This is a genomic window from Kitasatospora sp. NPDC005751 (assembly GCF_040630835.1).
Taxonomy (GTDB): domain Bacteria; phylum Actinomycetota; class Actinomycetes; order Streptomycetales; family Streptomycetaceae; genus Kitasatospora.
This window is the reverse complement of the sequence record NZ_JBEXYC010000012.1, coordinates 13835-35592: the sequence shown is the minus strand read 5'-3', so window position 1 is coordinate 35592 and position 21758 is coordinate 13835. Positions and strand designations below refer to the sequence as shown.

23 protein-coding genes are annotated in these 21758 nt (G+C 73.6%); 14 read left to right on the top strand and 9 right to left on the bottom strand.

What is annotated here, in order from left to right:
- Positions 1–140 precede the first annotated feature (140 nt).
- The 6 genes from ABZ497_RS14465 (at position 141) to hemB (ending at position 7069) form a co-directional block, all read left to right on the top strand.
- The gene (locus ABZ497_RS14465) at positions 141–854 is read left to right on the top strand and encodes a 3'-5' exonuclease (RefSeq protein WP_359805126.1); all 714 of its coding nucleotides are present in this window, start codon (positions 141–143) and stop codon (positions 852–854) included.
- A 101-nt stretch (positions 855–955) separates the two neighbouring features.
- The gene (locus ABZ497_RS14460; RefSeq protein WP_359805125.1) at positions 956–1855 is read left to right on the top strand and encodes a redox-sensing transcriptional repressor Rex; all 900 of its coding nucleotides are present in this window, start codon (positions 956–958) and stop codon (positions 1853–1855) included.
- Positions 1856–1955: 100 nt separating this feature from the next.
- Positions 1956–3290, top strand: coding sequence for a glutamyl-tRNA reductase (locus ABZ497_RS14455; RefSeq protein WP_359805123.1), 1335 nt, complete (start codon positions 1956–1958; stop codon positions 3288–3290).
- A 41-nt stretch (positions 3291–3331) separates the two neighbouring features.
- A complete protein-coding gene (gene hemC / locus ABZ497_RS14450) occupies positions 3332–4345 on the top strand; it encodes a hydroxymethylbilane synthase (RefSeq protein ID WP_329488303.1) in 1014 nt (337 codons plus the stop codon).
- On the top strand, positions 4342–6009 hold the full coding sequence (locus ABZ497_RS14445) for a uroporphyrinogen-III synthase (RefSeq protein ID WP_329488302.1): 1668 nt from the start codon (positions 4342–4344) through the stop codon (positions 6007–6009). The genes hemC and ABZ497_RS14445 overlap by 4 nt, the downstream gene beginning before the upstream one ends.
- Before the next feature lie 79 nt (positions 6010–6088).
- Positions 6089–7069, top strand: a complete 981-nt coding sequence (gene hemB / locus ABZ497_RS14440) for a porphobilinogen synthase (protein ID WP_359805121.1) — start codon at positions 6089–6091, stop codon at positions 7067–7069.
- Positions 7070–7137: 68 nt separating this feature from the next.
- Here hemB and ABZ497_RS14435 read toward each other — a convergent pair whose 3' ends face one another.
- From ABZ497_RS14435 to ABZ497_RS14425, 3 genes are all read right to left on the bottom strand, one after another.
- Positions 7138–7395 (bottom strand): hypothetical protein, encoded by a 258-nt coding sequence (locus tag ABZ497_RS14435; RefSeq protein ID WP_329488300.1) that lies wholly within the window; start codon positions 7393–7395, stop codon positions 7138–7140.
- Between the two features lie 221 nt (positions 7396–7616).
- On the bottom strand, positions 7617–7961 hold the full coding sequence (locus tag ABZ497_RS14430) for a rodlet layer protein (RefSeq protein ID WP_329488298.1): 345 nt from the start codon (positions 7959–7961) through the stop codon (positions 7617–7619).
- 75 nt (positions 7962–8036) lie between these two features.
- On the bottom strand, positions 8037–8381 hold the full coding sequence (locus tag ABZ497_RS14425) for a rodlet layer protein (RefSeq protein WP_313764319.1): 345 nt from the start codon (positions 8379–8381) through the stop codon (positions 8037–8039).
- 301 nt (positions 8382–8682) lie between these two features.
- Between ABZ497_RS14425 and ABZ497_RS14420 the strand changes: the two genes are divergently transcribed.
- On the top strand, positions 8683–9339 hold the full coding sequence (locus ABZ497_RS14420; RefSeq protein WP_359805119.1) for a hypothetical protein: 657 nt from the start codon (positions 8683–8685) through the stop codon (positions 9337–9339).
- A 90-nt stretch (positions 9340–9429) separates the two neighbouring features.
- On the opposite strand, the gene ABZ497_RS14415 is transcribed toward ABZ497_RS14420, so the two are convergent.
- From ABZ497_RS14415 to ABZ497_RS14400, 4 genes are all read right to left on the bottom strand, one after another.
- A complete protein-coding gene (locus tag ABZ497_RS14415) occupies positions 9430–9816 on the bottom strand; it encodes a hypothetical protein (protein ID WP_359805117.1) in 387 nt (128 codons plus the stop codon).
- Positions 9817–9935: 119 nt separating this feature from the next.
- Complete coding sequence (locus ABZ497_RS14410) at positions 9936–10205, bottom strand: chaplin (RefSeq protein ID WP_329488294.1); 270 nt, start codon at positions 10203–10205, stop codon at positions 9936–9938.
- A 110-nt stretch (positions 10206–10315) separates the two neighbouring features.
- Complete coding sequence (locus tag ABZ497_RS14405; protein WP_329488293.1) at positions 10316–10558, bottom strand: chaplin; 243 nt, start codon at positions 10556–10558, stop codon at positions 10316–10318.
- A 311-nt stretch (positions 10559–10869) separates the two neighbouring features.
- Complete coding sequence (locus ABZ497_RS14400) at positions 10870–11121, bottom strand: chaplin (RefSeq protein ID WP_329488292.1); 252 nt, start codon at positions 11119–11121, stop codon at positions 10870–10872.
- A gap of 231 nt (positions 11122–11352) precedes the next feature.
- On the opposite strand from ABZ497_RS14400, the gene ABZ497_RS14395 reads away from it, so the two are divergent.
- The 5 genes from ABZ497_RS14395 (at position 11353) to ABZ497_RS14375 (ending at position 17215) form a co-directional block, all read left to right on the top strand.
- Positions 11353–11592 carry a chaplin gene (locus ABZ497_RS14395; protein WP_329488290.1) on the top strand — a complete coding sequence of 80 codons (240 nt, stop codon included), beginning with the start codon at positions 11353–11355 and terminating at the stop codon, positions 11590–11592.
- A 249-nt stretch (positions 11593–11841) separates the two neighbouring features.
- A complete protein-coding gene (locus ABZ497_RS14390) occupies positions 11842–13527 on the top strand; it encodes an RICIN domain-containing protein (protein WP_359805115.1) in 1686 nt (561 codons plus the stop codon).
- A gap of 203 nt (positions 13528–13730) precedes the next feature.
- Entirely contained in the window at positions 13731–15002 is a 1272-nt protein-coding gene (locus ABZ497_RS14385) for a hypothetical protein (protein ID WP_359805113.1), read from the top strand.
- Positions 15003–15115: 113 nt separating this feature from the next.
- Positions 15116–15604 carry a MarR family transcriptional regulator gene (locus tag ABZ497_RS14380; protein ID WP_359805111.1) on the top strand — a complete coding sequence of 163 codons (489 nt, stop codon included), beginning with the start codon at positions 15116–15118 and terminating at the stop codon, positions 15602–15604.
- Positions 15605–15697: 93 nt separating this feature from the next.
- A complete protein-coding gene (locus ABZ497_RS14375) occupies positions 15698–17215 on the top strand; it encodes a DHA2 family efflux MFS transporter permease subunit (RefSeq protein ID WP_359805109.1) in 1518 nt (505 codons plus the stop codon).
- Positions 17216–17842: 627 nt separating this feature from the next.
- On the opposite strand, the gene ABZ497_RS14370 is transcribed toward ABZ497_RS14375, so the two are convergent.
- Positions 17843–19087 carry a helix-turn-helix domain-containing protein gene (locus tag ABZ497_RS14370; RefSeq protein ID WP_352286205.1) on the bottom strand — a complete coding sequence of 415 codons (1245 nt, stop codon included), beginning with the start codon at positions 19085–19087 and terminating at the stop codon, positions 17843–17845.
- Positions 19088–19198: 111 nt separating this feature from the next.
- Complete coding sequence (locus tag ABZ497_RS14365) at positions 19199–19372, bottom strand: hypothetical protein (RefSeq protein WP_329488283.1); 174 nt, start codon at positions 19370–19372, stop codon at positions 19199–19201.
- A 193-nt stretch (positions 19373–19565) separates the two neighbouring features.
- Here ABZ497_RS14365 and ABZ497_RS14360 point away from each other — a divergent pair, with 193 nt between their 5' ends.
- A complete protein-coding gene (locus ABZ497_RS14360) occupies positions 19566–20543 on the top strand; it encodes a ParB N-terminal domain-containing protein (RefSeq protein WP_359805107.1) in 978 nt (325 codons plus the stop codon).
- A gap of 210 nt (positions 20544–20753) precedes the next feature.
- Entirely contained in the window at positions 20754–21749 is a 996-nt protein-coding gene (locus ABZ497_RS14355) for an NAD(P)/FAD-dependent oxidoreductase (protein WP_329488281.1), read from the top strand.
- Positions 21750–21758 lie beyond the last annotated feature (9 nt).

Below are 21758 nucleotides of genomic sequence, written 5' to 3'. Positions count from 1 at the left end.
CCGAATCGTTGTGAAGAATCCCGTACCGGGCCTGGGAACGGCGATGTTCGTCGGCTTACGATCGAACTCGTCCGCGCCCATGGGGGGCTGAGCACACGAGGAGTGCCGCCATGCTTCCCGGTCCGACCCCAGGGACGCCCGTGCCCGCAGCCGGCGGGGGCTTCGCGGTGGTGGACGTGGAGACGACCGGCCGCAGCCCGTGGCGGCACCGGGTGGTCGAGGTCGCCGTCGTCCTGCTGGACGAGCGGCTCCGCCCCGAGGGCGAGTTCTGCACCCTGCTGGATCCGGCCGGTCCGGTCGGCCCCACCCATGTGCACCGGATAGCCCAGGCCGACGTGGAGGGCGCCCCCCGGTTCCGCGAGGTCGCGCCGCGGCTGCTGGAGCTGCTGGCCGGCCGGGTGCTGGTCGGCCACCACGTGACCTGCGACCACGCCTTCCTCGATCGCGAGTTCGCCCGGATCGGGGTGGCCCTGCCGCCGGTCCCGCTGCTCTGCACGATGCGGCTGGCCCGCGCCCACCTGTCGGAGGCGGGCGGCTTCGGTCTGGCGGCCTGCACGGAGGCGGCCGGGCTGGGCCGGTTCCCCGCGCACACCGCGCTGGGCGACGCCCGGGCCACCGCCGGGCTGCTCCGGCACTGCCTGGACGCGCCCTCCTGCCCGCCCGACGACTGGGCGGCGCCCCTGCGCGAGGCGGCCCGGGTGCCGTGGCCGAGGCTGGGCCGGGCCCGCTCGGGCGCCGCCGGGGCGGTCGTCCCGCAGCTCCGCCGGGAGCCGCCGTACGGCCTCCGGCCGCCCGGTGCGCAGCCCCCGGCGGCGGTGCCGACGGGGACCGGTGCTATGGACTCGTCGGCGTGATGCGCATCACTGTGCGGGGACAAATCGGACACCATCTTTGTGCACACGTTCACAAACGCATAGCCTGGCTGCCAAAGCCCAGCTTCACCCACAGGAGCACCGTGGCAATCGGCCGATCACCACAGAGCAGTTCGCAGACGCCCGACCAGGGCGCCGCGCGCCGACCCTCGCGTGCCCGGGGCATCCCGGAGGCGACCGTCGCCCGCCTTCCCCTCTACCTGCGGGCACTCACCGCGCTCTCCGAGCGTTCCGTGCCGACCGTCTCCTCGGAGGAGCTGGCGGCCGCCGCCGGCGTGAACTCCGCGAAGCTGCGCAAGGACTTCTCCTACCTGGGCTCGTACGGGACCCGCGGCGTCGGTTACGACGTCGAGTACCTCGTCTACCAGATCTCCCGCGAGCTGGGCCTGACCCAGGACTGGCCCGTCGTCATCGTCGGCATCGGGAACCTCGGCCACGCGCTCGCCAACTACGGCGGCTTCGCGTCCCGCGGGTTCCGGGTGGCGGCCCTGCTGGACGCCGACCCGGCCGTGGTCGGCAGCAGCGCCGCCGGGCTGCCGGTGCGCCACATGGACGAACTGGAGTCCATCGTGGAGAACCAGCACGTCTCGATCGGTGTCATCACGACCCCGCCCGGTGCCGCCCAGCAGGTCTGCGACCGCCTGGTCGAGGCCGGTGTCACCAGCATCCTGAACTTCGCCCCGACGGTGCTCACCGTTCCGGACGGCGTGGACGTGCGCAAGGTGGACCTCTCCATCGAGCTGCAGATCCTGGCCTTCCACGAGCAGCGCAAGGCGGGCGAGGAGCCGGACCGCACCGAGTCGGTGCTGGACCGCGCCCCCGGCCCGGTCCGCGCGGCCGCGGCCAAGCTGCGCCGCGCCGCGGCCGGCTCCGGCAAGGCCCGTCCGGTCGCCGAGCCGGCCAAGGACGACGAGGCGCCGGCGAAGGCCAAGCCCGGCAAGGCCGGCGGCGAGGGCGAGCTCTCCGCGGTGATGCCGGCGTGAGCGAGCGAACCATCGGGAAGGTGCGCGCGGTGCGGAGCGGTCGTCGGTCGCAGCGGGCCGGGCGCGTGCGGTGCGGGATCCGTGGCACCGGGGGGCGGGCATGAGCCTCCTCGTCGTAGGCCTGAGCCACCGCACCGCCCCGGTCGGCGTGCTGGAGCGCGCCGCCCTGACCGGTGACGTCCCGACCCGGCTGCTGCACGACGCGGCGGCCACCGCGACCGTCGCCGAGGCGGCGCTGCTGAACACCTGCAACCGGATCGAGCTGTACGCGGACGTGGACAAGTTCCACGCCGGCGTCGCCGAGCTCTCGCTGCTGCTGGCCCACCACAGCGGAGTGGACCTGGAGGAGCTGACCTCCCACCTCTACGTCCACTACGAGGACCGCGCCGTCCACCACCTCTTCTCGGTGGCCTGCGGCCTGGACTCGATGGTGGTCGGCGAGGGGCAGATCCTCGGCCAGCTGCGCGACGCGCTGGCCAAGGCCCAGGAGCAGCACACCGCCGGGCGCGGCCTGAACGAGCTGTTCCAGCAGGCCCTGCGGGTCGGCAAGCGGGCGCACAGCGAGACCGGCATCGACAAGGCCGGCCAGTCGCTGGTCACCTTCGGCCTGGAGCAGGTCGCGGCCGGCGCGGGCGAGATCGCGGGCAAGCGCGCCCTGGTGGTCGGGGCGGGCTCGATGAGCTCGCTGGCCGCCGCCACGCTGGTCCGCGCCGGCGTCACCGATCTGCTGGTCGCCAACCGGACCCCCGAGCGCGCCGAGCGCCTGGTCGAGATCCTCGGCGCCGACGTGGCGCGGACGGTCGAGCTGGCCAAGGTGCCCGAGGCGCTGGCCGACGTCGACCTGGTGATCTCCTGCACCGGCGCGGCCGGCGTGGTGATCGGGGCCGAGGACGTCGCCGCGGCGGTCGCCGCACGCGCCGGCGGGACCCCGCTCGCCCTGCTCGACCTCGCCATGCCGCGGGATGTCGACCACGCCGTGCACGAGCTGCCCGGCGCGCTCCTGGTCGACCTGGAGAGCCTCTCGCAGGCCCACGCCGCCACCCCCGGCGCGGGCGACGTCGACGCCGTCTCCGGCATCGTCGCCGACGAGGTCGCCGCCTTCGGCGCCGCCCAGCGGGCCGCCCGGATCGCCCCGACCGTGGTGGCGCTGCGGGCGATGGCCTCCGACGTGGTCGCCGCCGAGCTGGGCCGTCTCGACGCGCGGCTGCCCGCCCTGGACGAGCGGTCCCGCGCCGAGATCACCCAGACCGTCCGCCGTGTCGTCGACAAGCTGCTGCACGCCCCCACCGTGCGGGTGAAGCAGCTCGCCGCCGAGCCGGGCGGCGCGTCCTACGCGGACGCGCTGCGCGAGCTGTTCGACCTCGACCCGGCGGCCGTGCACGCGGTCTCGGGCACCCCGATCGGCACCCAGCCTTCGGGCGGGGGCGCCAGATGAACCGTCAGCCATCCCACGAGTACCACCGGGACGATCACCTCATGAATGGTCAACCGCTCACCGACCAGGCCCCGGCCGCCACCGCAGCAGCGCTGCGGCTCGGCACCCGGCGCAGCGCGCTCGCCATGGCCCAGTCGGGCATGGTCGCCCGCGAGGTGACCAGGGTCACCGGGCGCCCCGTCGAGCTGGTGGAGATCACCACCTACGGCGACACCTCCAAGGAGGCGCTGGCGCAGATCGGCGGCACCGGCGTCTTCGTCTCCGCCCTGCGGGACGCGCTGCTGGAGGGCCGGATCGACTTCGCCGTGCACTCGCTGAAGGACCTGCCCACCGCCGAGCCCGAGGGGCTGGCGCTGGCCGCCGTCCCCGCGCGCGAGGACGCTCGCGACGCCCTGGTGGCGCGCGAGGGCCTGGCCCTGGACGAGCTGGTGGAGAAGCTGGCCGGCGCCGGGCGCACCGCCCGGATAGGCACCGGCTCCCCGCGCCGGATGGCCCAGCTCAACGCCTGGGCCCGCGGCCGGGGCGCCCAGATCGAGACGGTGGCGATCCGCGGCAACGTGGACACCCGGATCGGCTTCGTGGCCTCCGGCGAGCTGGACGCGGTGGTGCTGGCCACCGCCGGCCTGAACCGGCTCGGCCGCGCCGCCGAGGTCACCGAGCACCTCGACCCGGAGCTGATGCTCCCGGCACCCGGCCAGGGCGCGCTCGCCATCGAGTGCGCCCGCGCCGACGGTGAGCTGGCCGCCGCGCTGTCGGCCCTCGACCACGCCCCCACCCGGGCCGCGGTCGCCGCCGAGCGCGCCCTGCTGGCCACCCTGGAGGCCGGCTGCTCCGCACCGGTCGCCGCGCTGGCCACCTGGGGCCACGAGTACGAACTGCGGCTGGAGGGCGTGGTCGGCACCGTCGACGGCGCCACCCTGCTGAAGATGTCCGCCAACGGTCCGATCGTCCTCGACGAGACCGCCGAGCGGCAGGCGGCGGCCCTCGGCCGCGCGCTGGCCGCCCGGCTGCTCGACGCGGGCGCGGCCGCCCTGATGGGGGAGCGAGCCCGATGAGCCCCACCGCCGCCACCGAGACGCCGTTCCCGGCCGACAGCCCCTTCCCGGGCGGGACGCCCGCCGCGGGCCGGTGCACCTTCCTGGGCGCGGGCCCCGGGGACCCGGGCCTGCTGACCCTGCGCGCGGTCGAGGTGCTGTCCTCGGCCGACGTCCTGGTCGCCGACCCGCTCACCGCCGCCGCCGTGCGCAGCCACTGTCCGGCCGGTGTGCAGGTGCACACCCCCGGCGCCGAGGGCCCGGAGTTCGACCTGGCCGAGCTGGTCGCCGAGGCGGTCCGTTCGGGCAAGCACGTCGTGCGCACCGTCGACGGCGACCCCGGCCTGGACGGCTGCGCCGCCGAGGAGATGCTCGGCTGCGCGGGCCACGGCATCCACTTCGAGGTGATCCCGGGCGTCGCCCAGTCGGTCGGCGTGCCGGCCTACGCGGGTGTCCCGCTGCGCGGTGTGGGCGGTACCGACGTCCGCTTCGTGGACGGCGCCGCGCTGCTCGCCGGCAGCCCGGTGGACCTGGGCGCGCCGGAGACGACCCTGGTGGTGCGCACCACCCTGGGCCAGCTGCCGGCCACCGCCAACGCGCTGGTCTCCAACGGCCGCAAGCCGGAGTCGGCGCTCAGCGCGACGCTCTCCGGCACCACCACCCGCCAGCGCACCTTCACCGCCACCCTGGCCACCATCGCGGCGGACCTCAAGGTGGCCCGGGTGCTGCCCTCGCCGGTCTCCGCCCCGGTGGACCCGGCGACCTCGGTGATAGCCGTGGTGGGCGAGCAGGTCGCGCACCGCGCCTCGCACTCCTGGTTCGAGACCAAGCCGCTGTTCGGCTGGAACGTCCTGGTGCCGCGCACCAAGGAGCAGGCCACCGGCCTCTCCGAGCAGCTGCGCTCGTACGGCGCGGTGCCGCAGGAGGTGCCGACCATCGCGGTCGAGCCGCCGCGCACCCCGCAGCAGATGGAGCGGGCGATCAAGGGCCTGGTCACCGGCCGCTACGAGTGGATCGCCTTCACCTCGGTGAACGCGGTGCGTGCCGTCCGCGAGAAGTTCGAGGAGTACGGCCTGGACGCCCGGGCGTTCGCCGGGATCAAGGTGGCGGCGGTCGGCGAGACCACCGCGCAGGCCCTGGTGGACTTCGGCGTGAAGCCGGACCTCGTGCCGTCCGGCGAGCAGTCCGCCGCCGGGCTGCTGGAGGACTGGCCGCCGTACGACCCGGTGTTCGACCCGATCGACCGGGTACTGCTGCCGCGCGCCGACATCGCGACCGAGACCCTGGTCGCCGGCCTGGTCGAGCTGGGCTGGGAGGTCGACGACGTGACGGCCTACCGGACGGTGCGCGCCTCGCCGCCGCCGGCCGAGACCCGCGAGGCGATCAAGGGCGGCGGCTTCGACGCGGTGCTGTTCACCTCGTCCTCGACCGTGCGGAACCTGGTCGGCATCGCCGGCAAGCCGCACAACGTCACGGTCATCGCCTGCATCGGCCCGGCCACCGCCAAGACCGCGGAGGAGCACGGCCTGCGGGTCGACGTGATGGCCCCGGCGCCGTCGGCGGCCGCGCTGGCCCAGGCCCTGGCAGACTTCGGGGCCAGGCGTCGCGACACCGCGACCGCGGCGGGCGAGCCGGTCTACCGGCCCAGCGAGCGCCGTCCCGGCTCGCGCCGCAAGGCGCGCTGAGGCCGGCGCCCGACCAACCGGGGCCGGGGGCGGCCGACCGTCGCCCCCGGCGCCGCCCAACCGTTCGGAGAGAGAAGCCGTGTCCGCTGAATTCCCGTACGTTCGCCCGCGCCGGCTGCGCTCGACCCCGGCGATGCGCCGGCTGGTCGCCGAGACCCGGCTGCACCCGGCGGAGCTGATCCTGCCGCTGTTCGTCCGCGAGGGCGTGCGCGAGCCGGTCCCGGTGTCGTCGATGCCGGGCGTGGTCCAGCACACCCGCGACACGCTGCGCAAGGCCGCGGTCGAGGCGGCCGAGGCGGGCCTGGGCGGCCTCATGCTGTTCGGCGTGCCCGCGGTGCAGGACGCGGTCGGCAGCGAGGGCACCAACCCGGACGGCATCCTGCAGCAGGCGATCCGGGACGTGGTCGCAGAGGTCGGCGACTCCCTGGTGGTCATGTCCGACCTCTGCCTGGACGAGTACACCGACCACGGCCACTGCGGCGTGCTGGCCGCCGACGGCAGCGTGGACAACGACGCGACCCTGGAGCGCTACGCCGAGATGGCCCGCGTGCAGGCGGACGCGGGCGTCCACCTGGTCGGCCCGTCCGGGATGATGGACGGTCAGATCGGGGCGATCCGCAAGGCCCTGGACGAGGCCGGGCACCAGGACACCGGCATCCTCGCCTACACCGCCAAGTACGCCTCGGCGTTCTACGGCCCGTTCCGCGAGGCGGTCGGCTCCTCGCTGAAGGGTGACCGCAAGAGCTACCAGCAGGACCCGGCGAACGCCCGGGAGTCGCTGCGCGAGCTGGAGCTGGACGTCGCCGAGGGCGCCGACCTGGTGATGGTCAAGCCCGCGATGGCCTACCTGGACATCCTGCGCCAGGTGGCCGACGCCTCGCCGGTGCCGGTCGTCGCCTACCAGGTCTCCGGCGAGTACGCGATGGTCGAGGCCGCCGCGGCCAACGGCTGGATCGACCGGGAGCGGATGATCCTGGAGACGCTGACCTCGATCCGCCGGGCCGGGGCCGAGCAGATCCTCACCTACTGGGCGCTCGAAACCGCCGCGATGATCAAGTAGTCGGAGCCGTGAGCACGACGGAGGCCGGACCCCGGGCGGGGTCCGGCCTCCGTCGTACCACCCGGGCGTCAGCCGACGTGGGCGAAGCCCTCCAGGCCACCGAGCGCGTCGGTGGAGGTGGCGGCGCCGAACGCATGCGCGCCGGTGTGGATGTGCGAGGTGTGGGCGAGGCCGTACCACTCACCGGCGGCGAACACCGGGTGCGCGGAGGCGACGAACTCGCCGCCACCGGCCAGGCCGACGTGCGCGAACGCCGGGGTGGCGACACCCGCGAGCGCCAGCGCGCCGAAGGCGGTCAGCGCGGCCTTGCCCAGCTTGTTCTTCATTGGATCTGCCCTCTCTTCCGGAGCGCTCGGTCGGAGCGCCCTGCCACTGACACGTGAACACACGCTGCCGTCGGCCGCGGCGCTCCACGCGCCGCCCCGACGGCCTGTCACCCGGACGGCCCGCGCCCGTGGGTACGGGCCGACCGGACAGTCGATCCACCGAAGCCCGGAGGGCCCGGGGACACGTCCCCGGGCCCTCCGTCGCTGTCCTGTGGCGGCAATCAGCCGATCAGGTGCGAGACGCCCGCGTCGCCCGAGGACTGGGTGTTCTGGCCGACGTTGCAGATCTGCTTCGGGGTGCTGTTCAGGACCGGGACCTCGACCGGAACCGCGACGCCGATGACGGCGACCGCGATGTTGTGGACCTCCGGCAGGCAGATGTTCGCGTTGTCCAGGGTGTGGAAGTTCGGCGAGCTGTTGCCGTGGGTGCCGGTCTGGTTGGTGCCGCCGTTGCCCTGGGCGGAGACGGCCGAGCCGTCCGAGTCGGCGATGGCGGAGGCCGAACCGGCGGACATCGCGATGGCGGCGGCGGCCAGGCCGGCGGCGGCGAGGGTCTTCTTGATCATTTCGGGTTTCCTCTCGGGGGATGAATCGGGGAGCGATTCGAAGGGTGGTTCAGGAGGTGGTGCGGGGTCGGCAGGTCAGCCGATGAGGTGGGAGACGCCGGAGTCGCCCTTGCTCTGGGTGCCCTGGCCCTGGGTGCAGTACTGCTTGCCACCGCTGTTGGCGATCGGGACCTCGACCGGGACGGCCACACCGAGCACGCCGACCGCGATGTTGTGGATCTCGGGGAGGCAGACGTTCGCGTTGTCCAGGAAGTGGAAGTTCGGGCTGTTGTCACCGACGGTGCCGGTGAAGTTGGTCCCGCCGTTGCCCTGGAGGGACGCGGCGGAGCCGTCCGAGTCCGCGATGGCCGAGGCCGGCGCCGCAGCGGCGGCCAGCGCGGCGACGGCCAGGCCGGCGGCGGCGAAGGACTTCTGGATCATGGGGAGATCCCTCTCTGGAATGCTTTTGGTTTCCGTGCGTACAACGCGTAGAACGCTCAGGCCCGGTCTGCGGTCACTGACATTCAGATCAAAGAATGACGCCACGGAAGGTTACGGGGATTCTTGAAAAGAGTCCGGGAGGCGCGACTTCCGGGGGATTCCGGTCGGATTATTAGGCCGAACCGGTTAACGGCCGCAATCAGGGCTCCGGGTGTCTCGTTGAGACAGATGGCTTTCGGCTGCGCCCTGCGCGCGGCCGACCCCCAGATCCCCAGTACGGACAGGCAGAACGGTGAAAAGCATGAAGTTCTCCAAGCGGGCCGGCGCGATGCTGCTGGCGGTCGGTGCGGGCGTGCTCGCCTCCCAGGGCGCGGCCTCCGCCGCCGCGGTCAGTCCCGACCAGGTCGGGGCCCTGGAGGACCGGCTGGCCACCCAGCAGGTCCCCCTCGACATCCCGCTCGCACCCCTCGACAGCCGGATCTCCGGTGGCATCCCCACCTCCCTGGTGATGCCGGCCGTCCCCGGCCGCACCACCGGCAACGAGCTGCTCCCGGAGCGGATCGTGCCCCAGCTCGGCACCGGCAAGGTGGGCCCCTCGGCCAAGGCGGAGCTCCCGCTGCCGCTGGTCGACCAGGGCGCCGACCTCGGCGAGCTGCTGCTGGAGGCCCCGGCCGCCCCGCTGCACGCCGACACCCCCGGGATCGGCCTGGGCAAGCCGCTCGCGCTGGCCCAGGACGGCACCGGGCAGCTGGCCGACGGCACGCTCAAGGTCGGCGAGATCGACCCGCGGCTGGTCACCGGCGCGGTGCAGGCCGTCCCGGGCGCCAAGGCGACGCTCGGCAACGAGGACGAGCGGATCTCCGTCACCGACTCGGTGGGGGACCTCGCCACGACCGCCACGGCGACCACCACCGGTGTCGTGGAGCAGAGCGGTCTGACCGGGCTCGCCCAGCTCTGAGCCGGTCCGGGCCGACCCGGCGCGCACGGGAGCCCGGCGCCCCCTCCCCGCGGAGGGCGCGCCGGGCTCCCGGCCGTGCGGCGCCGGTGCTCAGCCCGGCAGGGCGCCGAGCAGCTGACCCACGACCGGCAGGTCGCGCGGACCGCCGCCGGCGCTCAGCGGACCGGTCAGCGTGCTGGTGCTGACCGGGGCCAGGCCGGTGTTCTCCGGCTGGACGGTCGCGCCGTTGTTCAGCACGTCGGCGGAGGAGTTGGCCCAGGGGTCGACGCGCAGGTCCTTGACCGGCGCGATGCCGTAGCCGAGACCGGTGGTGGTGCCGCCCAGCGCCTGGGCGAGGTCGGTCTTGGCCAGGCTGGCGCCGCCCTCGGCCGGCGCCGCGTGCGCCGTGCCGGCGCCGGCGCCGAGCAGCATCGCGGCGCCCAGGGCGGCGGCCAGGCCGGCCCCGCTCTTCATCGAAACCATGCTCTTCGCAACCATGCTCAGTCACCTTCGGGAGATCGGGTCCCCGGGCGGCCGTACTGCGCCCGGGTATGCCGAACTGCCCCCCGACCGGCTGGACGGGGGGCAGTTCGGCCGGTACGCGTGCCGATCGGGGATCAGCAGTCGTCGGCGGGCTGCGGGTGCGCCTCGACGTTGGCGCAGCTGTTGCCGAACGCCGGGTTCAGGGCGCCGATCACGTTGACGGAGTTGCCGCAGAGGTTCACCGGGATGTGCACCGGGATCTGCAGCTGGTTGCCGGAGAGCACGCCGGGCGAGCCGGCGGCCACGCCCTCGGCGCCGGAGCTGGCGGCGGCGGAGCCCGCCGCGCCCAGCACCAGGCCGGCAGCGGCGGCGGAGAGGACGGCGGCCTTCTTCACGTTCTGCATGGGGTTGATCTCCTCGATCACACACGGGTTGAGCGGGCCGCACCCCGCCCGGGGGCGGGATGCGGCACGGACTCGGTGGAACTGCCGTCGCCGGTGCGGCGACCGCCGGTTCAGCCGATGTTGGCGCAGTTGTTGCCGAACGCCGGGTTCAGGATGCTGATGACCCCGATGGAGTTGCCGCAGACGTTGACCGGGATGTGCACCGGGATCTGGATCTGGTTGCCGGAGAGCACACCGGGGGAGCCGGCGGCGACGCCCTCGGCACCGGAGCTGGCGAACGCGCCGCCGGCCGCGCCGACGACCAGGCCGGCGGCGGCGAGGGACAGGGCGGCGGCCTTCTTGAGGTTACGCATGTGGTTCTTCCTCCGTTTTCTGCCCGACCGTCAATGGAATGAGTCGGGAGCCGGGCGAAGGGAAATCATCGCCCGCTGGTTTCTGGGATTGCCGTGATTGTCACTCTGGCGGCCCAAGTGGCGCGTGTCGCCCGTGGCTTGGACGATGGGAGGCCGCCGCTGCACCAGCGCGTCGCGAGGAATTCCCGCACGGCCGGGAACAACTCGCGCAGACGCGCGACCAGGAGCGATTCCGGACGGGCTCGGACCGGCGGCGGATCTCCCGGAGTCGATGGGTCGCCCGGTGGGCCGGGCGGCCGTTCCGCGCCGGCTCAGGCGTTCGCGCAGTGGTTGCCGAAGGCCGGGTTGAGCAGGCCGGCGACGTCGACGGAGTTGCCGCACAGGTTCACCGGGACGTGCACCGGGATCTCGAACTGGTTGCCCGAGGCCACCCCGGGCGAGCCGGCCGCGACGCCCTCGGCGGACGCGCCGTGGGCGTGGTGGGCGACGGCGACGCCGGCGCCGGCGGCCAGCAGGGCGGCGGTGGCCGCCGTGCCGAGGGCGCCGTGGGCGAGCTTGCGCATGTGCGGTACTCGATTCGTCTCGTGGGCCTGTGCGGAACGGGTTCCGAGAGGGAGAACGAGGCAGTGGCCGGAGGGAAACGGTCGGGTCCGGTGATCACCCGAATGCCGGGAGGCCCGGGCCCGTTGGGCCAGCCGGGTGACAAAGGGGGCGGTGCAGCAACCGGGCCGGACGGGTGTCGTTCTAGATGTCGCACTCCCCGTGCAGTTCTGTCGATCAGTCAGGAGGCTCCTATGAGCATCAAGAAGACGGCCGCCGTCGGTGCCGCCGTGGTAGGCATCGTGGCGGCCGGTGCCGGCACCGCGATGGCCAGCTCCGGCGCCGAGGGTGTCGCCGCGGGTTCCCCCGGCGTCATCTCCGGCAACCAGGTCCAGGTGCCGGTCCACGTCCCGGTCAACCTCTGCGGCAACACCATCGACATCATCGGTCTGCTGAACCCGGCGTTCGGCAACCACTGCGTCAACGCGGGCTGACCGACGCCCGGTTCGGCCGGCGCGAGCCGCCGTTCCGCGCTTCCCTCCTGGGGCGCGGGGCGGCGGCTCTCCGCGTTCTCCGGCGCCGCCGGCGGACGCCGGCCCGGCCGGGGGCGTCCCGGCCGGTGCTGTCCGGAGCCTTGTTGCGTTACTTGTCAGTACCTAGAATATGAGACCTGCTCACCTTTCTTTGCTCCGAACCGTCCGGCGTCCCCGGCCGGGCGGCCCCCACCCCGCAAGGAGTCACGAGTGATCAGGTCACCCCTGTCGGGCGCGCGCGGATCCCGGTCGGTCGCGCGCCGCTCCCCCTACGGCGCACTGCTCGCGACGGGCGCCCTCGTCGCCGCCCTCGGTCTGGTCGGCGCCCCCACCGCCCTCGCCGACTCCGGCGCCTCCTCCGCGGCCTCCGCCACCGGCCGCCCGGCCGCGGTCGTCGCCCTCGGCGACAGCGCCATCTCCGGGGAGGGCGCCGGCACCGACACCGGTGACGGCTACTTCCCCGAGACCGACTCGCCCACCAACTACTGCCACCGGCACCCCAAGTCGGAGATCTTCGTCACCGGCATCCCCGACGTCACCCCGATCGACCTGGCCTGCTCCGGCGCCCAGACCGGCGACCTGGTCAGCGACCCCGAACTGGCCGCCATCACCGGCCCCGGCAGCGGGGACTTCGGCGAGCCCAAGCAGGACGTCCGACTCGCGGACGTGGCAGGCCGGTACGACGTCAAGATGGTCGTCGTCACGATCGGCGCCAACGACGACTTCGACTTCAGCGGGATCATGATGCACTGCCTCGCGCAGTACTTCCCCGTCCCCAAGGACCAGGGCTGCCGCGACACCATCGGCAGCGCGGAGATCGCCGAGCGGGCCAGGGCGGTCCAGCCCAAGGTGGTCGCGGCGCTGCGCGACATCCGGCAGACCATGCGCCGGGCCGGCTACGCCGACAGCGCCTACCAGCTGGTCTACCAGTCCTACTTCAACCCGATCACCCCGGACATCCGCCGCAACGACTACGTCGGCAAGGTCGCCGACGGCTGCCCGGCGTTCCCCGAGGACCTCGCCTGGGGCCACAACTGGGTGGTCCCGCTCTTCAGCGACACCCTGCGCGCCGCGGCCGAACAGGTGCCCGGCGTCCGGTACCTGGACCAGCGCCGGGTCGCCTTCGGCCACGAGGTCTGCGCCGAGTGGACCAGCTCGCCGTACGAGTACACCAACGGCGATGTGATCAACCTCGCCGAGTGGATCCGCAACGGCTGCGACCAGCAGATCGGCATCCCCGGCCTCTGCATGAACATGGTCCGCCAGTCCTACCACCTGCGGGTGGCCGGCTACCGCGGCGAGGGCGTCTGCCTCGGCCAGTTCTACGCCAGGCCGGACCAGCAGCAGGCCTACTGCACCCTCGACCAGCGGAACACCACCTCCATCCAGCCGCTCACCCCGGGGAAGCCGTTCGGCGACGGGCCGGAGGACGGCGCCTGGTACCAGCTCACCTCCGCCGCCGACGGCAAGGCGCTCGACTTCTCCGGCGGCGGCACCTACGGCGACTCCACCAACGGCCGCGGCGCCCTCACCTACACCCCCACCGGCGGGCTGAACCAGTCCTTCGTCCTGGAGGCCGAGCAGGGCGGCGGCTACGAGCTCGACTTCAGCGGCAACCGGAACATGTGCCTGGACGCCGACGCGGGCTCCACCGCCTCCGGTACCCGGCTCCAGCAGTGGGGCTGCAACGGCGGCGGCAACCAGCACTGGGTCTTCGAGCCGGCCGGCGACGGCCTCTACAAGCTGGCCGACTCCCAGGACCGCACCAAGGTCGCCACCGCCGGCGGCAGCCGCGACGCCAAGGGCAACACCCTGGTCGAGCTCGCCACCGACACCGGCGCCGCCAACCAGCTCTGGCGGCTCACCAAGCTCGGCATCGTCTACCTGCACGGCTGACCCGCCCCGCCCACCCCGCCGCCGCCCCACCCGGGCGGCGGCGGCCCGCTGCCCGGGGCCGCGCCCGGTCCGGGGCGGGTCCGCGACCGGCCCGGGGCGGCACCGGAAGGTCGGCCGGAGAGGCCCGATCCCGTGCCGTAGGCTCGCTCGGCGGCGCGATCGTGGCCGCGCCGACCACGAGCGGGGGCGGGAGTCCAGAGCTGATGAGCACGGCATCGAGTACATCGAGCGCGGAGCCGGCGAGCGCCGAGCCGTCCGGCACCGGCGCCCCCTCGGCCGAGGCCGGGCGGCAGGGCCGCCTCGGCGCCGTCGTGGACCGGTTCGCGCCCGCGCTCGGCGCGTACGCGGTGGTGAAGGCCACCGGCCTGGCCGTGCTCCTGCTGCTGCTCTCGCACACCGGTGACTTCCTCCGGAAGGAGCCGGGCCGCGGCGGTGGTGCCCAGCCCTGGGACGTGCTCGGTACCTGGGACGGCGTCTGGTACCAGCGGATCGCCGAGAACGGCTACCACCCGCAGCTGGTCCCGCTGCACGGCTTCCCGCTCGCCACCTACTACGAGAACTCGGCCGCGTTCTTCCCGCTCTACCCGTGGCTGATGCGCCTGGTCGGCGCCGTCACCGGGCTCGGCCCCTACGGGTCGGGCATCGCGGTCTCGGTGGTGGCCTCGTTCGTCGCGGCGGCCGGCGTCTTCGCCGTCGCCGAGCGGCTCGGCGGGTTCCGGGCCGGGGTGATCGCGGCGGTGATCTGGGGCCTCTTCCCGGGGTCGGGCGTCGAGTGGGCGGTCTACTCGGACTCGTTGTTCGTCGCCCTCTCCGCCTGGGCCTGCTACTGCGTGATGACCCACCGCTGGCCCGCCGCCGGCCTGCTCGCCTTCGCGGCCGGCCTCAACCGGCCCACCGCCGCCGCGCTGATCGCGGCCGTCTCGATCTCCGCGCTGGTGGCTCTGGTCCGGCGCACCGACGGCGTCGCGCGACCGCTGACCGCGATGCTGATCACGCCGTGGGGCCTGCTCTGGTACGTCGGCTGGGTCGGCTACCGGATGGGCGACTGGGGCGGCTACTTCAAGCTGCAGCGGGGTGCCTGGAACCGCTACTTCGACTGGGGCGCCTCCACCTCGCGCACCTTCCTGGACGTGATCACCGGGCACTGGGACTTCTGGCAGTCCAACCCCGCGCCCGACCTGATCGCGGTGGCCCTGCTGATGCTCCTGCCCGCGCTGCTGGTGCTGCTGCTGCGCATCCGGCCGCCGCTGGTCCTGGTGGTCTACACGCTGCTGACCGTCTTCACCGCGCTGAGCAGCAACCAGATCTTCGGCAACATCTCGCGCTACCTGCTGCCCGCCTTCCCGCTCTTCATCGGGCTGGCGGTCGCGCTGCGCCGGGTGAAGGTGCCCACCCTGCTGGGCCTGTGCGCGATGCCGACGCTCGCGGCGGGCTGGTACGCCGGGTACGCGCTGTTCGAGCTCGGCATTCCGTAGGCCGGGCCGCGCCCGCCGCCCGCCCCGCCCCGCCGGTACCGTGGGTCGCCGCCCCGCGGGATCGTTGTTCACGGGATCATCTGCCGGCAGACGGCCTTGCTACGCTCGGACGTATGACGACGAGCCCGCCGGTGCGCCGGATCCGAGACCTCTCCGGCCTGCTGAACCACGCCAGCCATGTCCTGGCGACCCGGATGGCGGCCGCCTTCACCGAGCTCGGGATCACCCCGCGGGCCTACTGCGTGCTGTTCCACGCGCTGGAGACCGAGCGCACCCAGATCCAGCTGGCCGAGCTGTCGGACCTGGACAAGACCACCATGGTCGTCACCGTGGACGAGCTGGAGAAGGCGGGCCTGGCGGAGCGCCGCCCGTCCGCCACCGACCGCCGGGCCCGGATCATCTCGGTCACCGAGGCGGGCGAGCGCGCCGTCGAAGAGGGCACCGCGATCGCCGACCGGGTGCACCGCGAGGTGCTGGAGTCGCTGCCCGAGCCCGAGCGGACGGTCTTCGTCTCGGCGCTGACCCAGCTGGTGGGCGGGCATCTGGCGGAGCCGGTGGAGAGCGACCGGACGGTCCGCCGGGCCCGTCGCTCCCGGAGCTGAGTATCTCGAAAGAGACCTTCCCGAGAAAGATAGTCCCGAACAAAACAATCTGCTAGCGTCATACCCGGTACTCGACGAACCGGGAGACCCGCCATGACCACGCACGCCCCCAGCACGCCCGCCCCGGGCGCACCGGCCCGGAGCGCATCCGCCCCGGACGCGCCCGCCCCGACCCGGGCCTCCTCGGCCCGTTCCCGTGCGCTCGCCCTGGCGGTGCTCTGCGCGGGGATGCTGATGATCATCCTGGACGGCTCCATCGTCACGGTGGCGCTGCCGGCCATCCAGGCGGACCTCGGCTTCTCGTCGGCCGACCTGACCTGGACGGTCAACGCCTACCTGATCGCCTTCGCCGGACTGCTGCTGCTGGCCGGCCGGCTCGGCGACCTGATCGGCCGCAAGCGGGTCTTCGTCGCCGGGCTCGCCCTCTTCACCGCCGCGTCGGTGCTCTGCGCGGTGGCCACCGGCCAGGGCATGCTGATCGCGGCCCGCTTCCTCCAGGGCGTCGGCGGGGCGATGGCCTCCGCGGTCAGCCTCGGCATGATCGTCACGCTCTTCCCCGAGCCGGGCGAGCGCGGCCGGGCGATCGGCGCCTTCAGCTTCGTCGGCGCGGCCGGCGCCTCGATCGGCCAGGTCCTCGGCGGCGTCCTCACCCAGGCCCTGAACTGGCACTGGATCTTCCTGATCAACCTGCCGCTCGGCCTCGCCGCCGTGCTGCTCGCGGTGCGGGTGCTCGACACCGACCGCGGCCCGGGCCTGCGGGCCGGCGCCGACACCCTCGGCGCCGTGCTGATCACCGCCGCCCTGATGCTCGGCATCTACACCATCGTCGGTACCGGCGAGCACGGTTGGGCCTCCGCCCGCACCCTCGGCCTGGGCGCGCTCGCCGCCCTGCTGCTGGCCGGCTTCCTGCTGCGCCAGGCCCGCGCCGCCCAGCCGCTGCTGCCGCTGCGGATGCTCCGCTCCCGGACCGTCGCCGGGGCGAACGTGGTGCAGGTCCTCGCGATCTCCGGGATGTTCGGCTTCCAGATCCTGCTCGCGCTCTACCTGCAGAACGTGCTCGGCTACGGCGCGGCCGCGACCGGTCTGGCCATGCTCCCGGCAGCGGTGTCCATCGGAGCCGTGTCGCTCTTCCTCTCCGCCCGGCTGAACGCCCGCTTCGGCGAGCGCAACGTCCTGATGGCCGGACTGGCCCTGCTGGTCGCCGCGCTCGGGCTGCTCGTCCGGCTGCCGGTGGACGCCGACTACGTCGTCCACCTGCTGCCGACCATGCTGCTGATCGGCGGTGGCGGGCTGGTGCTCTCCGGTCTGACCGCGCTGGGCATGTCGGGCGCCGGCGCGGCGGACGCGGGCACCGCCTCCGGCCTCTTCAACACCACCCAGCAGGTCGGCGCGGCCCTCGGCGTCGCCGTCCTCACCACCCTCGCCGCCGCCCGGACCGGAACCCTGAGCGGTGTCGGACACCCCGCGGCCGAGGCGCTGACCGGCGGGTTCCGCCTGGCCTTCGCGGTCGCGGCCGGGCTGCTGGCGCTGGCCCTGGTGGTCACGGCCGTCGTCCTGAAGCCCGCCGGGGCCGCGAGCTCCGCCGAACGGCCCGCGGCGGCGGTGCTCTGACCCGCCGAACCGGACGGGCCACCGGGGCATCCGCCCCGGTGGCCCGCAGGGCTGTCGCGGCGTGGACGGGGCCGGCTGTCAAGGATTCGGAAGGGATTCCGGGGCAATTCTCATGTCCCCGTCGGGACATGTCGGCTATGCCGGTCTTCGTGGGTTCGCGGAACGGTGCTAAGTGGCCGGAGATCTTCCGGATATGGGCATTAGGTGTGATCATCGCCAAATTCAGGACGGAATCCGTGGCGATGGGGAAAGGCGCCCGGCCGTCCGCCCGCCCCGGCGTGCGGCGGAGCGCGGCGCCGCGGCGGGGGAGTCACAGGGAGCGCGGGAGCGCACGAAAGGGCACCGCGAAGCCGTGCGACGGGGCAGTACGCGAGGGCAGCGTGAGGGCGGTGCGGGGGCAGCACGAGACGGCCGGCGGCGAGGAACGGCGACGGCGGAGGAGGCGGGGTGCTGCGCGGGTGGCGGCCGGCGGGGTCGGCACGGGGGCCACCGAGGGGGCGCGGTGCGCGAGTGCTGAGCCGGGTTCTCCGGCCGCCGGCACATCGCGTCGCGACGTTCGAGCGGGGTCCGTACTCCACCGGTGGGTCGGATCGTGACCGACGGTGACCGGAAGGCGGACCGGTCGGCTCAGGCGGGGCGTTCGGCCTGGGCCAGCGTGACGGCGAGGGAGCGCCAGACCTCGGAGGCGAGGTCGATGTTGGCCGCTTCCTGGGCCTGTTGGGCGAGTTGTTCGAGTTCCCGGATGGCGGCGTCGCGCTCACCGTTCAGGATGCGCAGCTGGTTGCGCAGCATGAGGTGCCGGACGCGGTCCCGAAAGGACAGGTGCTCGGGGTGGTCGCCGAGCCGTTCGCAGAGCTCCCGGGCGGCCGGGTGGTCGTCCTGGTGGAAGGCCAGGTGGGCCCGGAGGGTGAGGAACTCCTGCTGGTGGACCGGCAGGTTCAGCAGCTCGACGGCCGGGGCGGCCTCGCGGAGCCGGCGTTCGGCCTGGTCGGTGCGGCGCGGGTCCATCCGCAGGTAGAGCGAGGCGGCGGCGAGTCTCAGCCGCATCCAGAGCACGAGTTCCTCGTTGCCGGCGCCCAGCAGGTCCATGGCCTGTTCCAGCAGGGCGGCGGCCTCGGCGTGCCGGCCCTGGCGGATCCGGATGCTGCCGGCCGTCCAGAACGTCTCGGCGCGCAGGGTGACCGGGAGTTCGTCGACGAGCCGGAGCACCTGGTCGGTGTGGTCGAGGGCCTCGACCAGCCGGCCGGTCTCGGCCTCGACGGAGATCAGGACGAGCAGGGTGCGGGTCAGGTCGCTGCGGGAGAGCTGGTGCTCGGTGGCGAGTGCGTAGGCCTCGGTGGCCATCCGGTGGGCGGCGGGGACGTCGCCGGTGGTCCTCTGACATCGGGCGAGCTGGACCCTGGCTCTGACCTGCAGATGCGGGTGTTCGATCTGGTCGCTCAGCTCGGTGAGCGACTGCAGGGTGCGCTGCTGGTCCTGGCGGGCGCCGCTCTTGCGCTGGTTCTCGGCCAGCATCCAGAGGGACTGCCAGCGCAGCGCGGGGTGGGTCGGGACGCCCTGCTGCACGGTGTCCAGCAGCATCCGGGTGGCGTCCTCGGCGTCGCTCCCGGAGACCACCATGGCGAGCGTCTCGGCGGTGCGGTCGGTCGGTTCGGCCTGGAACGACGAGAGCGGCAGGTCCAGCTTGTCGCAGAGGTAGGCCACCGCGCGGTCGGTCGGCGGGCGGCTGCCCGACTCCAGACGGGAGAGGTAGGCGGCGGACATGCCGGGCCCTGTCAGCTGGGCCTGCGAGATGCCTCGGTTCTGCCGGATCGTCCGTAGCCGGATGCCGAAGTAGGGCTGTGGCAGGGTTTGGAGGGACGTCTGGAGCATGGCGACGACACTGCCACAGCGCCACCGTCATTTGTCAAGCCCGCACCGGGGCCCCGGCAATTCTGTCAACCGGGGCCCGCGCGCAGTGGAATCAGGGCTGGTCGGAGCGGCTCACGGCCACTCGATGTCGCCCTCCTTGCCGTCCGGTACGACGATCGTGATGTCCTTCCCGGCCGTGGTGGCGGAGCCCGAGTGGGCCGTCAGGGCATGGATGCTCTGGGCGGCGCCGAATGCGAGGACCACCGCCAGTCCGGTGAGCGCGAGCGTGCGGCGGAGTGTGTTCATCGTGCTTTCCCTAGGGTTGTTCAGCAGTGAATCCTGGCGGCGGTACGGGCCGGCTTCCCCCCGATCACTCCGCAGCGGCAACGTAGCCCACCTGGGGTTATTTGACAAGCATCTGCCAAAGAGATTGACAAACTTGGCAAGCGATCGAAGGGTGCTGTCTTATGAGGCTGTAGCGGAGAAGGGGGTGGTGGCAGTGACGGGGGCTGTCACGTCCGAGGTCAACAGCGTGCCGATCGCGGAGTTGAGGCCGGCCGACTCGCCGCGGCTCGCGGGCGAGGACAGCGGACATGTCGAGACGCTTGCCCAGAGTGGGACGGCCTTCGACCCGATCCTGGTGCACCGGGCCACCCGGCGGGTGGTCGACGGCATGCACCGGTTGCGCGCCGCCGCCATGCGCGGCGAGCGCCAGATCAGGGTGCGGTACCTGGACGGGCCGGAGGAGGAGATCTTCATCCGCTCGGTGGAGGCCAACGTGGCGCACGGCCTCCCGCTGACCCTGGGGGACCGCCGGGCGGCGGCCACCCGGATCCTCGCCTCCCACCCGGGCTGGTCGGACCGGGCGATCGCCCGCACCACCGGGCTGTCGCCGAAGACCGTGGGGGCGATCCGGCGCCGGTCGAGCGAGGAAAATCCTCAGTCGAGCGCCCGGGTCGGCCAGGACGGGCGGATCCGTCCGGTGGATCCGGTCGAGGGGCGCCGGGCCGCGGTCGCGCTGCTGACCGAGCGGCCCGAGGCGACCCTGCGGGAGATCTCGCAGGCCGTCGGCATCTCGTCCAGCACCGCGCACGAGGTGCGCCGGCTGCTGCGGCAGGGCGAGGACCCGCTCCGGCTGGCCGGCCGGGTCCCGCGGCAGGACCGCCGCGCCTTCCCGGCCCGGACCGCCCAGCGGTCCCGGACCCCGGAGCCGGCCGACCGGTCGGGCATCCTGGAGCGGCTCGCCAAGGACCCGTCGCTGCGGTTCACCGAATCCGGCCGGCTGCTGCTGCGCTGGCTGGGCACCCACGACTTCGACGCGCGGACCGGTCAGGAGCTGATCGCCGCCGTGCCGCCGCACTGCGCCGCCGCCGTGGCCGACCTGGCGAGCAGCTTCGCGCGCGAGTGGAGCCGCTTCGCCGAGGAGCTCGCCCAGCGCGCCGACGTCCCGGACGATGGCCGACCCAAGGCTTCTTGACGCTCGATCAGGGGCGTTGCGAGGATCGACGCGCTGCTGCCGTGAGTGCGACGAGAGCCACCGGCGTGGTGGCTCTCCGCGCGTCCGTCCCGCCTTCTCCCGTGCCCGGCGCTCGCAGCGCGCCGGCACCGCCGGCCCCGGATCCCGGGCCGGCGCCCTGGCCGGCCGGACCGCGACCATCCCTGCTTCCGAACACCAAAGGAGACGGCCGTGGCGCCAGCCACCGAGTCCACTGTCGACATCGCCATCGTCGGAGCCGGCCCCGCGGGCCTGTACGGCGCCTACTACGCCGGCTTCCGCGGCCTGACCAGCGCGGTCATCGACGCGCTGGAGCAGCCGGGCGGCCAGGTCGCCGCGCTGTACCCCGAGAAGCGGCTGTACGACGTGGCCGGCCATGTCGCGGTCAAGGGGCGGGAGTTGGTCGACAACCTGCTGGAGCAGGCGGCGACCTTCGACCCCCGCTACCTGCTCGGGCAGACCGCCACCACCCTCACGCCGAACGGCGCCGGGTGGGAGATCACCACCGACGCGGGCAGCCGGGTCCTCGCCGGGGCGGTGGTGATCTCGGCCGGCATCGGCCGCGTGGTGCCCCGCACCCTGCCGTGCTCGCTGCCCTTCGAGGGCCGGGGCGTCGCCTACCACGTGCCCCGGCTGGAGGAGCACCGCGACCGGGACGTGGTGATCGTCGGCGGCGGCGACAGCGCGGTGGACTGGGCGCTGGCACTGGCCCCGATCGCCCGGTCGGTCACCGTCGTCCACCGGCGCGGCAGCTTCCGGGCCCACGAGCACAGCGTGAAGCAGCTGTACGCCGCCCCGGTCCGGGTCGTCACCGACGCCCAGGTCACCGCCTGCCACGGCGCGGACCGGCTGGAGGGCGTCACCGTCCGGGGGGCCGAGGGCGAACTGGAGCTGCCCGCCCAGGCGCTGGTCGCCGCGCTCGGCTTCTCCTCCCAGCTGGGCCCGATCGCCGACTGGGGCCTGAAGCTGGAGAACCGCCAGATCCTGGTCGACCCGGCGATGCGGACCAGCCTGCCGCAGGTCTACGCGGTCGGTGACGGCTGCACCTACGAGGGCCGGGTCCCGCTGATCTCGGTCGGGTTCGGCGAGGCCGCCACCGCCGTGAACCACGCGGCCGTGGCGCTGCGCCCCGGCGCCCAGCTGGCCCCGGAGCACTCCTCCGACTTCCCGCAGTCCGGTCCGGCCTGAGCCGACGAC